The organism is Nostoc sp. ATCC 53789, assembly GCF_009873495.1.
In the GTDB taxonomy this organism is placed as follows: Bacteria; Cyanobacteriota; Cyanobacteriia; order Cyanobacteriales; family Nostocaceae; genus Nostoc; species Nostoc muscorum_A.
The window spans coordinates 115622-130200 of sequence record NZ_CP046703.1 but is presented as its reverse complement, the minus strand read 5'-3'; the positions used below and the strand labels follow the sequence as shown (position 1 = coordinate 130200).

General features: G+C 40.9%; 14 protein-coding genes. 7 read left to right on the top strand and 7 right to left on the bottom strand.

Features of this window, described 5'->3' with window-relative positions; genetic code table 11:
• Positions 1-315: 315 nt before the first annotated feature.
• From GJB62_RS00460 to GJB62_RS00445, 4 genes are all read right to left on the bottom strand, one after another.
• Positions 316-1482 (bottom strand): EcsC family protein, encoded by a 1167-nt coding sequence (locus tag GJB62_RS00460; RefSeq protein WP_114080226.1) that lies wholly within the window; start codon positions 1480-1482, stop codon positions 316-318.
• Positions 1483-1638: 156 nt separating this feature from the next.
• Complete coding sequence (locus GJB62_RS00455; protein WP_114080227.1) at positions 1639-2235, bottom strand: Uma2 family endonuclease; 597 nt, start codon at positions 2233-2235, stop codon at positions 1639-1641.
• 94 nt (positions 2236-2329) lie between these two features.
• Entirely contained in the window at positions 2330-3157 is an 828-nt protein-coding gene (locus tag GJB62_RS00450; protein WP_114080228.1) for an alpha/beta hydrolase, read from the bottom strand.
• Positions 3158-3246: 89 nt separating this feature from the next.
• Entirely contained in the window at positions 3247-3972 is a 726-nt protein-coding gene (locus GJB62_RS00445; protein WP_114080229.1) for a 1-acyl-sn-glycerol-3-phosphate acyltransferase, read from the bottom strand.
• A gap of 379 nt (positions 3973-4351) precedes the next feature.
• On the opposite strand from GJB62_RS00445, the gene metG reads away from it, so the two are divergent.
• From metG to menH, 5 genes are all read left to right on the top strand, one after another.
• On the top strand, positions 4352-5956 hold the full coding sequence (gene metG, locus GJB62_RS00440) for a methionine--tRNA ligase (protein WP_114080230.1): 1605 nt from the start codon (positions 4352-4354) through the stop codon (positions 5954-5956).
• A gap of 166 nt (positions 5957-6122) precedes the next feature.
• Positions 6123-6752, top strand: a complete 630-nt coding sequence (locus GJB62_RS00435) for an NYN domain-containing protein (RefSeq protein ID WP_041565095.1) — start codon at positions 6123-6125, stop codon at positions 6750-6752.
• On the top strand, positions 6752-7963 hold the full coding sequence (lptC, locus tag GJB62_RS00430; RefSeq protein ID WP_181852782.1) for an LPS export ABC transporter periplasmic protein LptC: 1212 nt from the start codon (positions 6752-6754) through the stop codon (positions 7961-7963). Before GJB62_RS00435 ends, lptC begins: the two co-directional genes overlap by 1 nt.
• A 127-nt stretch (positions 7964-8090) precedes the next feature.
• A complete protein-coding gene (locus tag GJB62_RS00425) occupies positions 8091-8492 on the top strand; it encodes a metal-sensitive transcriptional regulator (protein WP_114080231.1) in 402 nt (133 codons plus the stop codon).
• A 238-nt stretch (positions 8493-8730) separates the two neighbouring features.
• Positions 8731-9549, top strand: coding sequence for a 2-succinyl-6-hydroxy-2,4-cyclohexadiene-1-carboxylate synthase (gene menH, locus GJB62_RS00420; protein WP_114080232.1), 819 nt, complete (start codon positions 8731-8733; stop codon positions 9547-9549).
• A gap of 14 nt (positions 9550-9563) precedes the next feature.
• On the opposite strand, the gene GJB62_RS00415 is transcribed toward menH, so the two are convergent.
• Positions 9564-10214, bottom strand: coding sequence for a glycoside hydrolase family protein (locus tag GJB62_RS00415; RefSeq protein WP_245246055.1), 651 nt, complete (start codon positions 10212-10214; stop codon positions 9564-9566).
• Positions 10215-10449: 235 nt separating this feature from the next.
• On the bottom strand, positions 10450-11109 hold the full coding sequence (locus GJB62_RS00410; protein ID WP_114080234.1) for an NAD(P)H-binding protein: 660 nt from the start codon (positions 11107-11109) through the stop codon (positions 10450-10452).
• A gap of 178 nt (positions 11110-11287) precedes the next feature.
• Between GJB62_RS00410 and GJB62_RS00405 the strand changes: the two genes are divergently transcribed.
• Complete coding sequence (locus GJB62_RS00405) at positions 11288-11959, top strand: DUF1997 domain-containing protein (RefSeq protein WP_114080235.1); 672 nt, start codon at positions 11288-11290, stop codon at positions 11957-11959.
• A 105-nt stretch (positions 11960-12064) separates the two neighbouring features.
• Here the strand turns inward: GJB62_RS00405 and GJB62_RS00400 are convergent, their stop codons facing one another.
• Complete coding sequence (locus GJB62_RS00400; protein WP_114080236.1) at positions 12065-12535, bottom strand: DUF4079 domain-containing protein; 471 nt, start codon at positions 12533-12535, stop codon at positions 12065-12067.
• 275 nt (positions 12536-12810) lie between these two features.
• Here GJB62_RS00400 and GJB62_RS00395 point away from each other — a divergent pair, with 275 nt between their 5' ends.
• Positions 12811-14094 carry an ankyrin repeat domain-containing protein gene (locus GJB62_RS00395; RefSeq protein ID WP_114080237.1) on the top strand — a complete coding sequence of 428 codons (1284 nt, stop codon included), beginning with the start codon at positions 12811-12813 and terminating at the stop codon, positions 14092-14094.
• Positions 14095-14579: the final 485 nt, after the last annotated feature.

The window sequence follows — 14579 nt, the reverse complement described above, 5'->3', positions numbered from 1 at the left end:
CGTTAACGAGTCTTTTATCCTCGTGAATCCACCTCAGAACTCCGTTAACGAGTCTTTTATCCTCGTTAATGAAGCTATGATCTCCATTCTTCTACCTGACTTTTCGCGTTATGTGGAAAAATCCACCAAAAACCTAACCCCCTAACCCCCTTCCCGACGCGGGAAGGGGGAAAATTCAAAGTCTCTCTCCTCTTAGGAGAGAGATTTAGAGAGAGGTTTTCCAGATGCCGTGAAAAGTCAGATTCTTTTACGTCCTCCTTCATTCCCTATTCCCTATTCCCTATTCCCTATCCCCTATTCCCTATTCCCCATTCCCTATGCCCCAATTGTTGTATCAATGTTAAATTTTCTGGCGATCGCTGCTATTACTTCTTGCTCTAGAGGTGTAGTCTTATTGTCAAGCTGGGCAATTTTTTCACACTGAACGAGCAAGGGTATAGCAAAATCACGATTCAGCTGATTGAGCAGTATATCTAAAGACTTAGGTGATTTGATATTTTGGGCAATGGCATCCAACGAGGTAGGACTGAGTTTTACAGCTTGTAATTCTGGCAAAATTTCTTCCAAAGTCTTATCTGGATGGCTAGCCAGAATCATGTGAACTAAGATTTGATCCATGACGGCTTCTTGAGCGATCGCACTTTCGAGATACTTTTCACTTTCTGCTTTTAATGTTGCCAGAGTCTGTGGCGATGCTAGGGAAGTTGATTCATCTAGCTTGGCTTCGTAAAATCGACAAGCAGCATAACCCAATGAATAGATCATTGTTGCATTTGAACTAGCTGCGATCGCAGCACCCGCTAAAGGCACATTTCGCAGTAATCCTAATCCCGCAGCTTTCAAAAGACGACCTCCACCCAAAGCCAGACCAAAAATTGCTAAGACTTCTCCTTTACGGGCAGGATCTTTTAAATCTAGTCCGTAGTCAAATGCAATTTGATAAAGCATTTCTGACTGCAATTTTGTTGTCGCTGTTAAATCAATTGCCAACAATGCAATTGCTACTCCTGGCAAAATACTAGTGGCTAGTCCAACAGTGCCTGCTTGAGTCGCTTTTTCCACCATGATTCGGTGAGCAATCTCACTAGGTGATTCATTTGGATACTTTTGTTTGAGCTTGTTTACCGCAGCTTCTGCTTTTTCCAAATCAACAGCATCAGTAGTACCAATTAGCCAATTTAGATTTAATACTCCAGATAGTTTTCTAATCAACCAATTTTCGCTGAGGCGATTCACAACCTGACCACTGGTTTGAGTTGTTTGCTCAATTAACTTGTGTGTTTGTTTCGCTGTCGCTTCTCCTACCTCTAATGCTGTATCTAAAACTGCTTTGCCAGTTTGAGCAACAGTTTGAACAAAAGACTCTAATACAGACGGTTCATTTTCTACTGATGATTGAGCCTGGATCTCTATTTCTGAAGTTTCATTAGGTGAATTAACTGATTTATTCACTACTATTTCTTGTGGGGATTTGTCTGCCATTACTTGACACCATGCTGTAAAGCCTCTTTCTAAACTTGTAGCGAATTATGAGCGGCTCTACATCTCTCTATAAACGTAAATATCAGTTGAAGATTAACTATTTTCTTCTGGGTTGCCGCAGGCATCACACAATTAGAAATTAAAGCAGATCGCCAGCTATTTTTGCAGCGCCTGCTGAAAAGTCTTGATGGCATCCACATGATTCACCATAAGAATGCAACGTAACAACAAATCCAGATCGATTCCTTTGACCTCCTCACTACTGGAAACCCTCTCATAGTGAAGTGCCTTGTCCTCTTTCCGCAGGTGATAAACTTCTAACACACCATCTTCCCAAAACCACACTTCTGGAATCAAGAGCCGCTTATATGCCTCCAGCTTGTCGATACCGCCACTTGTAAACGCCACTTCAATCACCAGATCGGGACGCACTCGATCTGGAGCCAGTTTATAAGATTCATCCGCCTCACGCTTGACAGCACCCACTTCACTTTCCAAGGTCATTGAGCCAGTGGGAATAAAGTCAAACCCAGCCGCAAGCAAGTAAAGTTCCACTAATGCAGCAATTCTTTTCTTAACGGTTTCGTGTGGTTCTCCAGGCATTCTTCGGATCTCCAAAACTCCATTCAGGAAAGAGAGCCTATATCCTGGACGGTCTAGCAACTGCTCAACTGCTTTGAATTCTCTCCAAGTCAGTCCCTCAAACAAGAGGGGTGATTCCTGACGGGGTATAGCGATGGCTGCTGGGGTCATTTGAGTCTCCAGTCTGTTTCCAGATGAGAAATAATTCCGGCGTAGAAAAGCAGTTTGTTTATTTTAATTTCTTTTTAGGAGCAGGGCGCTCACCCTATCCTCTCACCTCTAGCCTTGTACTTATATCAGAATTATTTTCTAAAAAGTCGTTATCCTTAAGAATTTCATAGAGATTAATATCTTGCTCTAGCAAGCAAGCATGTCCGCATTCAGGCAGCACCACAATCTTGTTATTTGGTAAGATATTCCCTATCCGCTTCACTTCTGTTACAGAAGGCAAAAGGCGATCGCTACCACCAGCAATTAACAAAACTGGTTGAGTTAAGCGACTTAACTTTTCCTCATCAACTTCAAACTCTCGCAGTAAAGACAATCGCCACAGAACAGTTTCTGCTGGTACAGAACGCATGGTTTTCAGCAGTTCATGGCGATCGCTCCGAGAAATGCGAGGCAAAGATGCCAAAAACGGCAACAACCCCAGTGCGCCAACATCATACAATTCTGATGGCACTAGGTAAGTAAGTTGAGATGCCCAACTCAACCAAGGGCGAAGACGAAAGGACGAAGCTGGGTTAATTAAGATAGTTCGCTTAAATAAATGGGGTGCTTGGATCGCTACTTTCATTGCCAAGCAACCACCAAAGGACTCACCACACAAGTAAACTGACCTGTGAGAGCTTTTTTCTAATTCAGCGTCGATCAAGTCCAATACACTTTTTGTTAGCACATCCCAAGTGTTAAGGTCTTTCCGGGGGAGTGCCAAAGAACGGACATCAAAGCCAGTTTCTAATCCAGCAGTCTGCGATCGCAATAATTGACCTGTTCCATCCATTCCCGGTAAATATACCAATAGCGGATACTCTGGCTGTACTCGTTTAGGAGTCAGGAAACAAGGCTTTAACTCAACTTCAGAGATAGTCATTGGTCATTGGTCAATGGTCATTAGTCAATGGTATAAAACTTTTGAACTGTTAATTGTTCCGACAATCCAAAATCCAAAATCGAATAGCTCTAATAGCAACCTTGACGCAGTAAATGGCTAATTTCACCATGACAGTGTTCTGTCAGTTCAGCCACAACAGTTCTGGCTTGTTTCCCGTGATATTTTTTTTGATGTTGGGGTGTTATCCAATAAGGGCGACCGATTAACACCGCAACCCGACGATAAATTACCAAAGGATGCCAACCAGCTTGATTAAATAAAGGTTCTGAAGGGTCAAATACACTCAAAAGCCTTAAGGGAAAACCATTCGTGTTTACCTCTTCTAGGGAAGCGATCGCGATCGGCAAAATTGCTAAATCCTGCACATCCGCTCGCAATGCTAAATGGGCAAATCCCCGTTGAAACTCACCCACCTGGTTTGGCTGAGTAAATTTCACCATTGGTGCAGTCCCTTCTGGAAATACTCCCACCATCTGCTTAGACTGCAATAGCAACTGCGACTGCGAAAAAAAGCTTTGTTGGCGGTTTTGAGTTTCCTCCAAAGGAAAACACCCCAATTGATCGGTGACAATCTCCCGCATTACTGGCACTTGTCCCATATAGTGATGGCAAGCAAAGCGAATCGGACTTGATAACGCCGCCATTAATATCAGTGCATCCATGAAGCTGCGGTGATTGCTGACTACCAAAACGCTAGCATCCTGGGGAATGCGATCCTCATAATAGCGAAACATTTGTGTTGAGAGTGCCGCCACCAAAGCGCGAGAAATCTCTAGGGGGCTATTTCGACTCATACCTAATCAATATATTTTTCCGGTAAATATGGCGGTTTATCTTAACTTAATTTTTACATTTCTTTACTACTGCCATGACCGTCTTAAGATAGAAATATCTGATCTACAAAACCAGCTAAGTTTTCTGCATTCTGCATTATGTATTCTCGATCACAATAATTTCTAATAGAAAGTATTCAAAAAAATTATGATTAGTTACTTTTCCTCATATAGGCAAAAATGATTTGAATAGATACATATTACAAAACAATTTTTGACCTGATAAATTTGCTACTATTAAGGTGTTATTGGAAAAAATGGAAATATTATTGTATAATTGCGTGGTTTTTCCCACAAAAGTAAGAAGCAAAAGGTTTTAATAAGTTAATTTTTATTTTGTATGAATCTAGTGAATAAAACAGAAAAAACATTTGCACTGACAACACCACTATATTATGTAAACGATGTCCCCCATATAGGCAGTGCTTATACGACGATCGCAGCAGATGTAGTAGCACGATTTCATAGATTACTAGGACATCGGGTATTACTAATTACAGGTACAGATGAACACGGACAAAAAATTCAGCGATCGGCAGAAAGTTTAGGCAAAGCGCCACAAGAGTTTTGCGATGAAGTTGTCCCCAGTTTCGTTAGTTTGTGGCAGTTACTAGACATTAAATACGATCGCTTTAGTCGGACAACTGCACCTCGTCATGAAGCGATCGTCAAAGAATTCTTTGAGCGAGTCTGGGAATCTGGTGATATCTACCAAGGACAACAACAAGGCTGGTATTGCGTATCTTGCGAAGAATTCAAAGAAGAACGCGATCTACTAGAAGGACATCGTTGTCCGATTCATACTAACAAAGAAGTTGAGTGGCGAGACGAGCAAAACTATTTTTTCCGCTTATCTAAATATCAAAATAAGCTGACAGAATTTTATCAATCTAAACCCGATTTTATTCAACCAGAAAGTCGGCGCAATGAAGTCCTCAGCTTTGTCAATCAAGGACTGCAAGACTTTTCTATTTCACGGGTAAATCTAGATTGGGGTTTTCCTGTACCAGTTGATCCCAAACATACCCTTTATGTTTGGTTTGACGCGCTGCTAGGTTATGTCACGGCATTACTCGAACCAGATGCAGAACCCACTTTAGCAAATGCTTTAGAAACATGGTGGCCAATCAACCTGCACCTAATTGGTAAAGATATTTTGCGCTTCCATGCAGTTTATTGGCCGGCAATGTTGTTGTCAGCTGGCTTACCCTTGCCAGAAAGAGTATTTGGGCATGGCTTTTTGACTAAAGATGGTCAAAAGATGGGTAAAAGTCTGGGTAATACCCTTGATCCTGTTTCGTTAGTTCAACGCTATGGTAGTGATGCCGTTCGTTATTACTTCCTTAAGGAAATCGAATTTGGCAAAGATGGAGATTTTAATGAAGTAAGGTTCATTAATGTTCTGAATGCAGATTTGGCAAATGATTTAGGTAATTTGCTCAATCGCACCTTGAGCATGGTGAAGAAATACTGCGTTGACAACAATGTTCCATCAATCGGCAATGAAGGAATTCCTGACGAAAATCCTTTGAAAACAATAGGTTTACGTCTAGGGGAACAGGTGAAAGAAGCATATAAGGAACTAGCCTTCAGTCAAGCCTGCGGCGCTATCCTTTCACTGGCACAAGCCAGTAATAAGTTTATTGATGAACAAGCTCCTTGGTCATTATATAAACAGGGACAGCAAGAGTCCGTGGAAAAAGTTCTCTACGCAGTTCTAGAATCAGTTAGACTGGCAGCTTATCTGCTTTCCCCAATTATTCCAAACATCAGTAGCGATATTTATCAACAACTGGGCTTTGGAATAGACTTTAACGATCAAATACAAAGTTCAGTGACCGCTCCTTTTGCCACCCATGCGACATGGGGGATACTATCTAGTAAACAACAGTTGGGTACATTCCAACCAGTTTTTAAGCGAATAGAACCCCCGAAAAACGATTAGTCCTTATCAAACTCTGATTTTGTTCAATTTCTTATTTTCTCAAAAAATTTATCGGAGCTTAATTTATATTAGCCCCGGAACATTATCATAAGCCGCTGTGACTAGCATCTAAAAGTTCGTAATTTGTATCAAAAATAACAGGGATAAAAATCGAGGTATCACAATGATGTTGAATAATTTTGAAACCGATTCAATATTTACGCCAGAACAAGTTTTGGAGAATCGGGGTAGGGTTGCCATATTTATTGACGGCTCAAATCTATTTTACGCTGCACTGCAACTAGGGATTGAGATCGATTACACGAAGCTATTGTGTCGATTGACTGGAGGTTCTAGACTTCTGCGATCTTTTTTCTACACTGGTGTAGACCGGACGAACGAGAAGCAACAGGGGTTCCTGCTGTGGATGCGTCGCAATGGCTATCGAGTCATTGCTAAAGATTTAGTCCAGCTACCAGATGGCTCTAAAAAAGCTAACCTGGATGTAGAGATAGCAGTAGACATGATGGCGCTAGTCGATTCTTATGATACCGCAGTTTTAGTCAGCGGTGATGGGGATTTGGCTTATGCGGTCAATTCAGTTAGCTATCGCGGCGTGCGGGTAGAAGTGGTAAGTTTGCGTTCGATGACCAGTGACAGCTTAATTAATGTAAGCGATCGCTACATTGATTTAGAAGCCATCAAAGAAGACATTCAAAAAACCCCTCGCCAAAGCTATCCATACCGGCCGTTATCTGGTATCGGCTTTTTGGAAGACCCAAGAACTAGTGATGGACACCTAGAAATCCAAGAATAATGGCGTATCAATTTCATAAAAGAGGGAGACAGGGGGAGAAAAAAATTCAAAAATACTCCCCCACTCCCTCCTTCCTTTTTTTACCTTTGATTTTTTTCTTGATATTTGGTTTAGTAAGTTGTGGGGGTAAATCCCCTATAGCTTCTCAAGAAAATTCTGCGGCTTCATCTAAGCAAGATAGCGATTTAACCTTCTTTGATGTCACCCTAGAACAGGCAGATGAAGTGGGAAGACCAATTTGGAAAGTCAGGGCTAAAACCGCAAAATACACCAAAGATAAACAAATTGGTCAAGCTGAAAGTCCTTACGGTGAACTATATCAAGATGGTAAAGTAGTTTACCAAATCAAGGCAGATGTTGCAGATATTGAACAAGATGGGAAGCAGTTGTTTCTTAAAGGTAAGATATTTGCCACAGACCCTAGTAATGGAATCGTATTGCAAGGCAATGAGTTAGAATGGCGGCCCAAAGAAGATTTGTTGATTGTCCGCAACCAAATTAACGGCACTCACAAAAAACTACAAGCTGTAGCACAAGAAGCGCGAGTTAAAACCCGCGAACAGCGCATGGAATTTTCTGGACGAGTAGTAGCAAATTCTGCTGATCCCCAATTACAAGTAAGAACCGAGCATTTAATCTGGAATATTAAAGAAGAAAAACTAATTGGCGATCGCCCCATACAAATTGATCGCTACAAAGATAATAAGATTAGCGATCGCGGTAAGGGAAATTCTGCCGAAGTCAACTTAAAAACAAAAATTGCCACTATTCAACAAAATGCTCAATTAGATTTACTAGACCCACCGGTGCAAATAGCTAGTAACTCTATGACATGGAACATGAACGCAGAAACTGTTACTACAAATTCCCCTGTACGAATGTTCCAACGGGCTGAAAATCTTACCGTAACCGCCAATCAAGGTGAAATGAAAATACCGCAAAAAACGGTTTATTTAACAGGTAAAGTCAACGCCATTGGTCAGCGTCGACAGTCTTTGAGGTCTAATACCTTAACTTGGTATTTAGACAATAAATTAGTTGAAGCTCAGGGAAATGTAGTTTATCGGCAAGTTGACCCACCGTTAAATTTTATGGGTGAAACGGCCGTTGGTAATCTGCAAACAGAAAATATTGTTGTCAAAGGTGGCAGTTCTACCGGTAGGGTAGTAACAGAAATTATTCCCCAACAAAGAGCCAATCGTCAGCAGTAGAGTTAGTGGAAATGGGGAGTGGGGAGTAGGGAGTAGGGGGGACTTGTCCCCAAGTCCTCTTACCCATTCCCCACTCCCTGTAACGCTCTAGGCTAGGATCTTAGTATTACAAGTCCTTTGATAACCCATGAATGGATCAAATCAATTAGGCAAGAAATCCTTGCCAATATCCCAGCAAGCAGAACATTCCCAGCATCATGATACAGACCACGAGCATACAGATCATACTCATGGGACTGAAGAGCCTGCTCATCCTCATGTCCATAGCGAAGAGTCTTTACGGCGAATTGCCAATCGATTATCGCGTATAGAAGGCCATGTTCGTGGTATTAAAACAATGGTGCAGCAAAATAGCCCTTGTCCTGATGTTCTACTGCAAATTGCCGCAGTGCGTGGCGCATTAGATAAGGTAGCGCGAATTGTTTTGGATGAACATTTAACTGAATGTATTGCGAGAGCCGCACAAGAGGGTAATATTGAAGTTGAAATTAAACAGTTAAAAGCTGCTTTAGATCGATTTTTACCTTAAAAATTACAAAAATCAGAAATTAACTAGCACTACAAGACATTTGGTAGAGATGTAATATTTGGTGTATTGACTCAGACAAAGAGTTTTTATGCCAAAATTAGCACAAGTATTTCACAATCATAGTTGATAGTCTGGGTAGTTCCAAAGCAGTCATAAGGGGGTAACTTATACCCTTGAAATTATATTAGAGTACGGTAGGGAAGTTTTTGCATTTGGATTTTATAGATATCTTCCAAGAATGATTTTAAATAAATATAAATTTAACTATTGTATAAATATAAATACTAACAAACCTATAATTATTTTGTTACATGGCTTCATGGGAAACATTAATGAATTTGATGAAGCTATAAAATTTCTAGCAGAAGATTTTTCTTATCTTATCCTTGATTTACCAGGACATGGTAAAACTGAAGTTGTAGGAGGTGATGAATACTATGGGATGGAAACCACCGCTCAAGCAATAATCAATTTATTAGATGAATTAAAAATAGATAAATGCCACTTAATTGGTTATTCTATGGGTGGAAGATTAGGTTTATACCTAACTCTAAATTTCCCAGAACGTTTTATTAAAGTCGTATTAGAATCAGCTTCTCCAGGTTTAGCAACAAAAGCAGAACGATTAGAACGAGTTAGGCGTGATGCTCAAATAGCTAGAAAATTAAGCAGAAGCATTATTAAAACTGATTTTGCTGATTTTTTGTCCAATTGGTACAATCAACCAATTTTTGGTTATATAAAAAATCATCCACAATACGATCGCATGATAGAAAGTCGCTTGCAAAACAATCCGCAGGAATTAGATAAATCATTGCGCTTCATGGGGAATGGATGTCAACCTTCTTTGTGGGAGAAGCTACAAGAGAATAAAGTTCATATACTCTTACTAGCTGGTGAATATGATGAAAAATTTATATTTATTAATACAGAAATGGCTAAAGTATGTGAATTTGCACAGTTAAAAATAATTAAAAATGCTGGACATAATATTCACTTTGAAAATACCTTGGCATTTGTGGAAAATATAAAATATTTTCTGTCTACAGTAAGTTAGAAACTAAGATAATCTCACGGCTTCTTTAGTGGCTTCCTAGAAGGAGTTGGCGATGGTGTCAAATTCTGGACAGTTGGTTGATTAGCTGCGGTTAATTCCTCTTGCAACATTTTCTGATAAACTTTAGGCAAAGAGCTACTAACAGAATTAGTTTCTATACCATATCCTAGACTCGTCCAAGTCGGAGAGAGTCGTCGCAAAACATCAATTAACTTTCCCTGACGCAGCAATTGAGAAAGATCAGTTCCCCAAACTTTAGAATCAGTTAACCAACGGTAAACTACTATATCTTGATATTCTGCTTCAAAACTATAAGCAGTCCAAAACATCATCTGCATAGGCTTTGGGTGATAACGTGGGGCCAAACGATACCAAGTAATGTTGATAATTTGATATCTGCCGGCAGCAGTAGAACAATTACCTGTATTTGGGCCTGTGACAATTGTGACGCATATCTCAGGATGTCTGCTAAGGTCATTAACTTGTTGTCCACCATACAACAGAGAATAGGGACGGTTTCCACTGGCTTCACTCGCCGAGATGGTTCGCATTAAAGCGCGGATATAGGGATCGCCCTGTTTCATCACCAAGGGCGGCTGTTTATCTGCAAAGATGGGATCGGAAGGCGATCGCAAGTCTCCAATATACCATTGCAACAAATACACAAAGCCAAGAAGCGCAGCTATTGGCCCAATAAGTTTTTCAACACCTTTGAATTCAAAGCCTTTCAGAGTCTAACTCCTTCAAATTTGCTCTCTTTATTAACAACAATGATTGACGAGTTCATTCTGACTAAGTTCACTTCCATCCAATACAGTATTTTTGTAAGGGCACAGTAGTACTGTGCCCAAAATGCTTGTTGTATCAAAGCAAGATTTCTACAGCAGTTAAACTGCTTAATTACGCAACGTTAGCAAATAATTCTCCAAAACTTTTTGAGGCTGCTTCAGGTTTGGCAACAATTTCGACAATTTTATTGCGTGCATCTGCTTCAAACAGCGCCTCAACAGCAACTTGGGCGACTTTCTGCCTGGGGATGCTACCGTCAAAGAGTGTATCAGCACTCTGCATCACGATCGCATCTGAGTTATCTTCATTCTTCAATCCACCAGGTCGCACAATCGTATAAGTCAGACCACTTTTCTGGATATACTCTTCAGCTTGCTTTTTCCACACCAAAATCAGCCAAAACAAATTCAGTGGATGGAATAACTGCGAAGTACACAAAGAAGAAACCAAGACAAGATGCTCAATCCCCTTTGCTTTGGCAGCTTCTACTAAATTTTTAGTCCCTTCAAAATCTACTTTATAAGGGCCAGTGGGGTCAAAACTAGGTTTTGCACCAGTCGCAACGAACAAAACTGTGCTATCCCCCAACGCAGCATTTAAACTTTCTGGTTGTAACACATCACCTACAACCAACTCAGCTTCAGGAGACAGAATACCCTTAGCTTTCTCTATATCCCGCACCAAAGCACGAACGAGAATATTCCGCGCTATCAACTCTTGCACAATCCGGCGACCTGTTTCACCGGTTGCCCCTGCTACAAATGCTTTCATGAGAAATGCTATCCTGGAAAACTATTGTGTGCTTGTTCAGTTCTTTATTTTAGTAATTCTATGGAGTTGATGGCAGATTAATGAGGTTTTGGTCAAAATGGGATATTGATGCGAAATGACCCAGGAATGTGGGGAATTATTAGTATAGAAGAACGCCAAAATATACAGTAATGCATTTATGCTTTCAAGACAAGGCGAATATAAATCCTGGGAAATAACAGAAGCAGTTTTACCTGTAGCGTCCAACCAAGAAGAAGCGAAGGACACATTAACAGACATAAATGTAGCGACGATTACAAAATTTTACGGTCGTTATCAAGATTGTATGGAAATGCCTGCCCCAGCAGAGAAGGTTGCTGAGTATCTTAATGCTCACGCCTTATGGTTTTCTCGTTGTGCTGAACCCATGAAAGTGCAATTACTTGGGGAAAATGGCTATGCTTTAGTAATTGGTCGTTTTGGTGCTTTCGGTTATGAAGTAGAACCGAAAATTGGTTTGGAATTGTTGCCCCCAGAGGAGGGTATTTACCGCATCCGTACAATACCCATTCCTAATTACCAAGCGCCTGGTTATGACGTAGACTATCGGGCATCTCTCCAGCTAATAGAAAACGATGCTTGCAGTAGTGGCGAAGTTACGAGAGTTGAATGGGAATTGGATTTAATAGTTGATTTGCACTTTCCCCGCTTTATTCAGCGATTACCAAAGTCTATAATTCAATCTACTGGCGATCGCTTACTTAACCAAATCGTCCGCCAAGTTTCTCGTCGCTTAACACGCAAAGTTCAGCAAGATTTTCAGAAATCTTTGGAAATACCCTTTTCTGGGAATTCCAAACAAAAGCGCTAAGTCAACAGTCCTTTGTCATTTCTCATACACTAATGACAAAGGACAAAGCGCAAAGTCCGAGCGGAGGTTTTCTACGCTCAGAACTTTGTAAGAGAGGACAAATGACTAAGCTTTAGTAAGAATTCTTTGAACAATTTGCACGCCAGTAACAGCCTGCCAAGCAAAAAGTCCCAAAAGCGTGAAATTTAGCAAAATATGGGTTGCGCGTGCCCAGTTTGCCCCTTTCTGCATATAAGGGGACAAAGCAGCAGAAAATGCAATCAGACCCGTCATACCCAGTCCTGCCAGCAGGTGAGGGCCGACAAATAACTTGCCATTATTGATGTAAGTGACACCCATCCCTCCAATTGCACCTGCTACCATCAAACCTAAGAGTATAGACCCGATTTGGTAGTGTCTGACGTTGTATCTACCTTTAATCAGTTCTTTCTTTTCTTCCCCCTGAGCATTTCTGGTACGCTGTAATTGCAGCCCCAAGTAGGCAGCATAAATTGAGAGTACTAATAGCGCCCACATCAGCACCGGATGGAAAAAATTCAGCCAATATTTCACCGACGCAGAAAGTTCCAAGCTCATAGTGTTCTCGCCTAATTATTAAATCTTCATAAAAATTAGCATAACTCTATTCTCTGTGCTTCAAGTTGCACAAATTAAAAGAGTCTAAGGGATGAGGAGAGAAGACAAGAGTTAAGCCTCCCTTACCTTAGAATGCTTGCCAAGACTGCATTTCTTAATTTTTAATTTTTAATTTTCAATTTTTAATTGCATAACCCTCTTGCCAAAGTGCATAAACAATCTCAGACTGAGTTTTGAGGGTAGACGAACAAAACCCCCTGTGTGGGATCTCATTCATGACTGAAAACAACGATACTTTGCTGCTAAAAGCTGCTAAAAGTGGTGATATTAAGGGGCTGTGTGCGCTACTGGCTGCTGGCGCGAGGGTAGATGCGTGCGATCGCCAAGGTACTACGGCGTTAATGTTTGCTGCCAATTTAGGCTACACCGAAATTGTGCGATCGCTCCTAGATGCCGGGGCAAATATCAACTTGCCTAGAAAACTCTATGGTTTGACGGCTTTGATGTTAGCCGCTAGTGCTAAACAACTTGACATTTTGAAACTTTTAGTATCCAAAGGTGCTGATGTCAACGCCATTAATGAAGATGGCAGCACAGCTTTAATGGCCGCAGTCCTCAAAGGTCATATCGATGTAGTGCGAGTCTTATTGGCTGCTGGTGCGGAGGTGAGTATTGCCGATAAAGATGATGATACTGCCTTGAAACTCGCCATTAAGCAGGGAAACATAGAAATTTTACAAGCAATTCTCCAAACTGGTGTTGATGTCAATATCCCAGATCAAGAGAGTGAGACATTCTTAACATTAGCCGCAGACTTGGGGCATCTGGAGGTTGTGGAAGCACTGCTAGCGGCGGGGGCTGATGTGAATCTGAAAAATGCTGATGGTGGAACTGCATTATTGGCAGCAGCAGCAGGGGGACATAGTGCGATCGCAGCAGCTTTACTGGATCGAGGTGCTGAAATTAATCTCCAAGACCAAGATGGTGAAACTGCCCTACACCTTGCCGTTGTGGAAGGCTACATTGATGTCGTGCAAGTATTACTTAACAGGGGTGCAGATGTCCAAATTAGGAACCGTCTGGGTGATACGCCACTGCTTGTAGCAGCGTTGCAGGGACATAGCAAAATTGTCGAGGCCCTACTGTGTTCTGAGGCAGATATTAATGGGAAAAATCTTGGTGAAGTACCTTTGACGTTGGCTGCATCACAAGGACATACTCAAACAGTGAAAGTGTTATTAGACTATGGTGCTGATGCCAACACTCTGGGGGACGATGGCAAAACTGCTTTGATTAAAGCAACCGAACGCAAGCACACAGAGATCATACATTTGCTGCTGGCAAAGGGGGCAGATGTGAATTTTCAAGACTCAGCGAGGGCAACATCATTGATGTGGGCTGCCTCAGCAGGTTATGGCGAAATTGTGCAGTTATTACTCCAAGCTGGGGCAGATGTGAATTTAAAAAACCGTGGTGGTTATACTGCTTTGATGATTGCAGAATTTAATGGTTATAAAAATGTAGTGCGGAGTCTGCAAAAAGCTGGAGCGCAAGAATAGCTATTTTAATTCGGAATTTTTCACCTAAAATCTTTTTAGAAATATCTTGACAAATGATTAAATGAAGGTTAATAACTTAAAGACCAAGTAAGTTGAAAACGGCCAAGTTTAGACCTAAGAAACAAAGAAAGCAAAACTCCGTCGTAACTGTTGTGAACTTGCTACGGCGGAGAAAAGAAAAATTAAAACGCCAAGGGGGAACAGGCTAAATGCTTGCGTGACAAGGATATAAAAAAAGCAAAAATGAAGAAGTAAATTTACTTTTTACCTTGTACATTTTACCTTTTACCTGCTCTCCCCCTTGACGTTTCCTACTGTGCTAGATGTGCAAAATATATAGTTTTTGCTTCAACAGAAATGTATTCTAAGGATCATTTTTTATGTATTATCCTAATGACTAAATACAAACAATTCCTGAAAAAAGGTTAATTTGCGATTATTTGAGCGATCGCTATGGAAATTTAAAGAAAAAATAAATTAAAAAT

Bases quoted from the DNA above. Each gene is read 5' to 3' on its own strand.
- menH (WP_114080232.1), top strand. From the start codon at position 8,731: ATGATTTTAAATAAATATAAATTTAACTATTGTATAAATATAAATACT.
- metG (WP_114080230.1), top strand. From the start codon at position 4,352: ATGAATCTAGTGAATAAAACAGAAAAAACATTTGCACTGACAACACCA.
- GJB62_RS00445 (WP_114080229.1), bottom strand. From the start codon at position 3,972: ATGAGTCGAAATAGCCCCCTAGAGATTTCTCGCGCTTTGGTGGCGGCA.
- GJB62_RS00455 (WP_114080227.1), bottom strand. From the start codon at position 2,235: ATGACCCCAGCAGCCATCGCTATACCCCGTCAGGAATCACCCCTCTTG.
- GJB62_RS00435 (WP_041565095.1), top strand. From the start codon at position 6,123: ATGTTGAATAATTTTGAAACCGATTCAATATTTACGCCAGAACAAGTT.
- GJB62_RS00405 (WP_114080235.1), top strand. From the start codon at position 11,288: ATGCTTTCAAGACAAGGCGAATATAAATCCTGGGAAATAACAGAAGCA.
- GJB62_RS00450 (WP_114080228.1), bottom strand. From the start codon at position 3,157: ATGACTATCTCTGAAGTTGAGTTAAAGCCTTGTTTCCTGACTCCTAAA.
- GJB62_RS00395 (WP_114080237.1), top strand. From the start codon at position 12,811: ATGACTGAAAACAACGATACTTTGCTGCTAAAAGCTGCTAAAAGTGGT.
- GJB62_RS00400 (WP_114080236.1), bottom strand. From the start codon at position 12,535: ATGAGCTTGGAACTTTCTGCGTCGGTGAAATATTGGCTGAATTTTTTC.
- GJB62_RS00425 (WP_114080231.1), top strand. From the start codon at position 8,091: ATGAATGGATCAAATCAATTAGGCAAGAAATCCTTGCCAATATCCCAG.
- lptC (WP_181852782.1), top strand. From the start codon at position 6,752: ATGGCGTATCAATTTCATAAAAGAGGGAGACAGGGGGAGAAAAAAATT.
- GJB62_RS00410 (WP_114080234.1), bottom strand. From the start codon at position 11,109: ATGAAAGCATTTGTAGCAGGGGCAACCGGTGAAACAGGTCGCCGGATT.
- GJB62_RS00460 (WP_114080226.1), bottom strand. From the start codon at position 1,482: ATGGCAGACAAATCCCCACAAGAAATAGTAGTGAATAAATCAGTTAAT.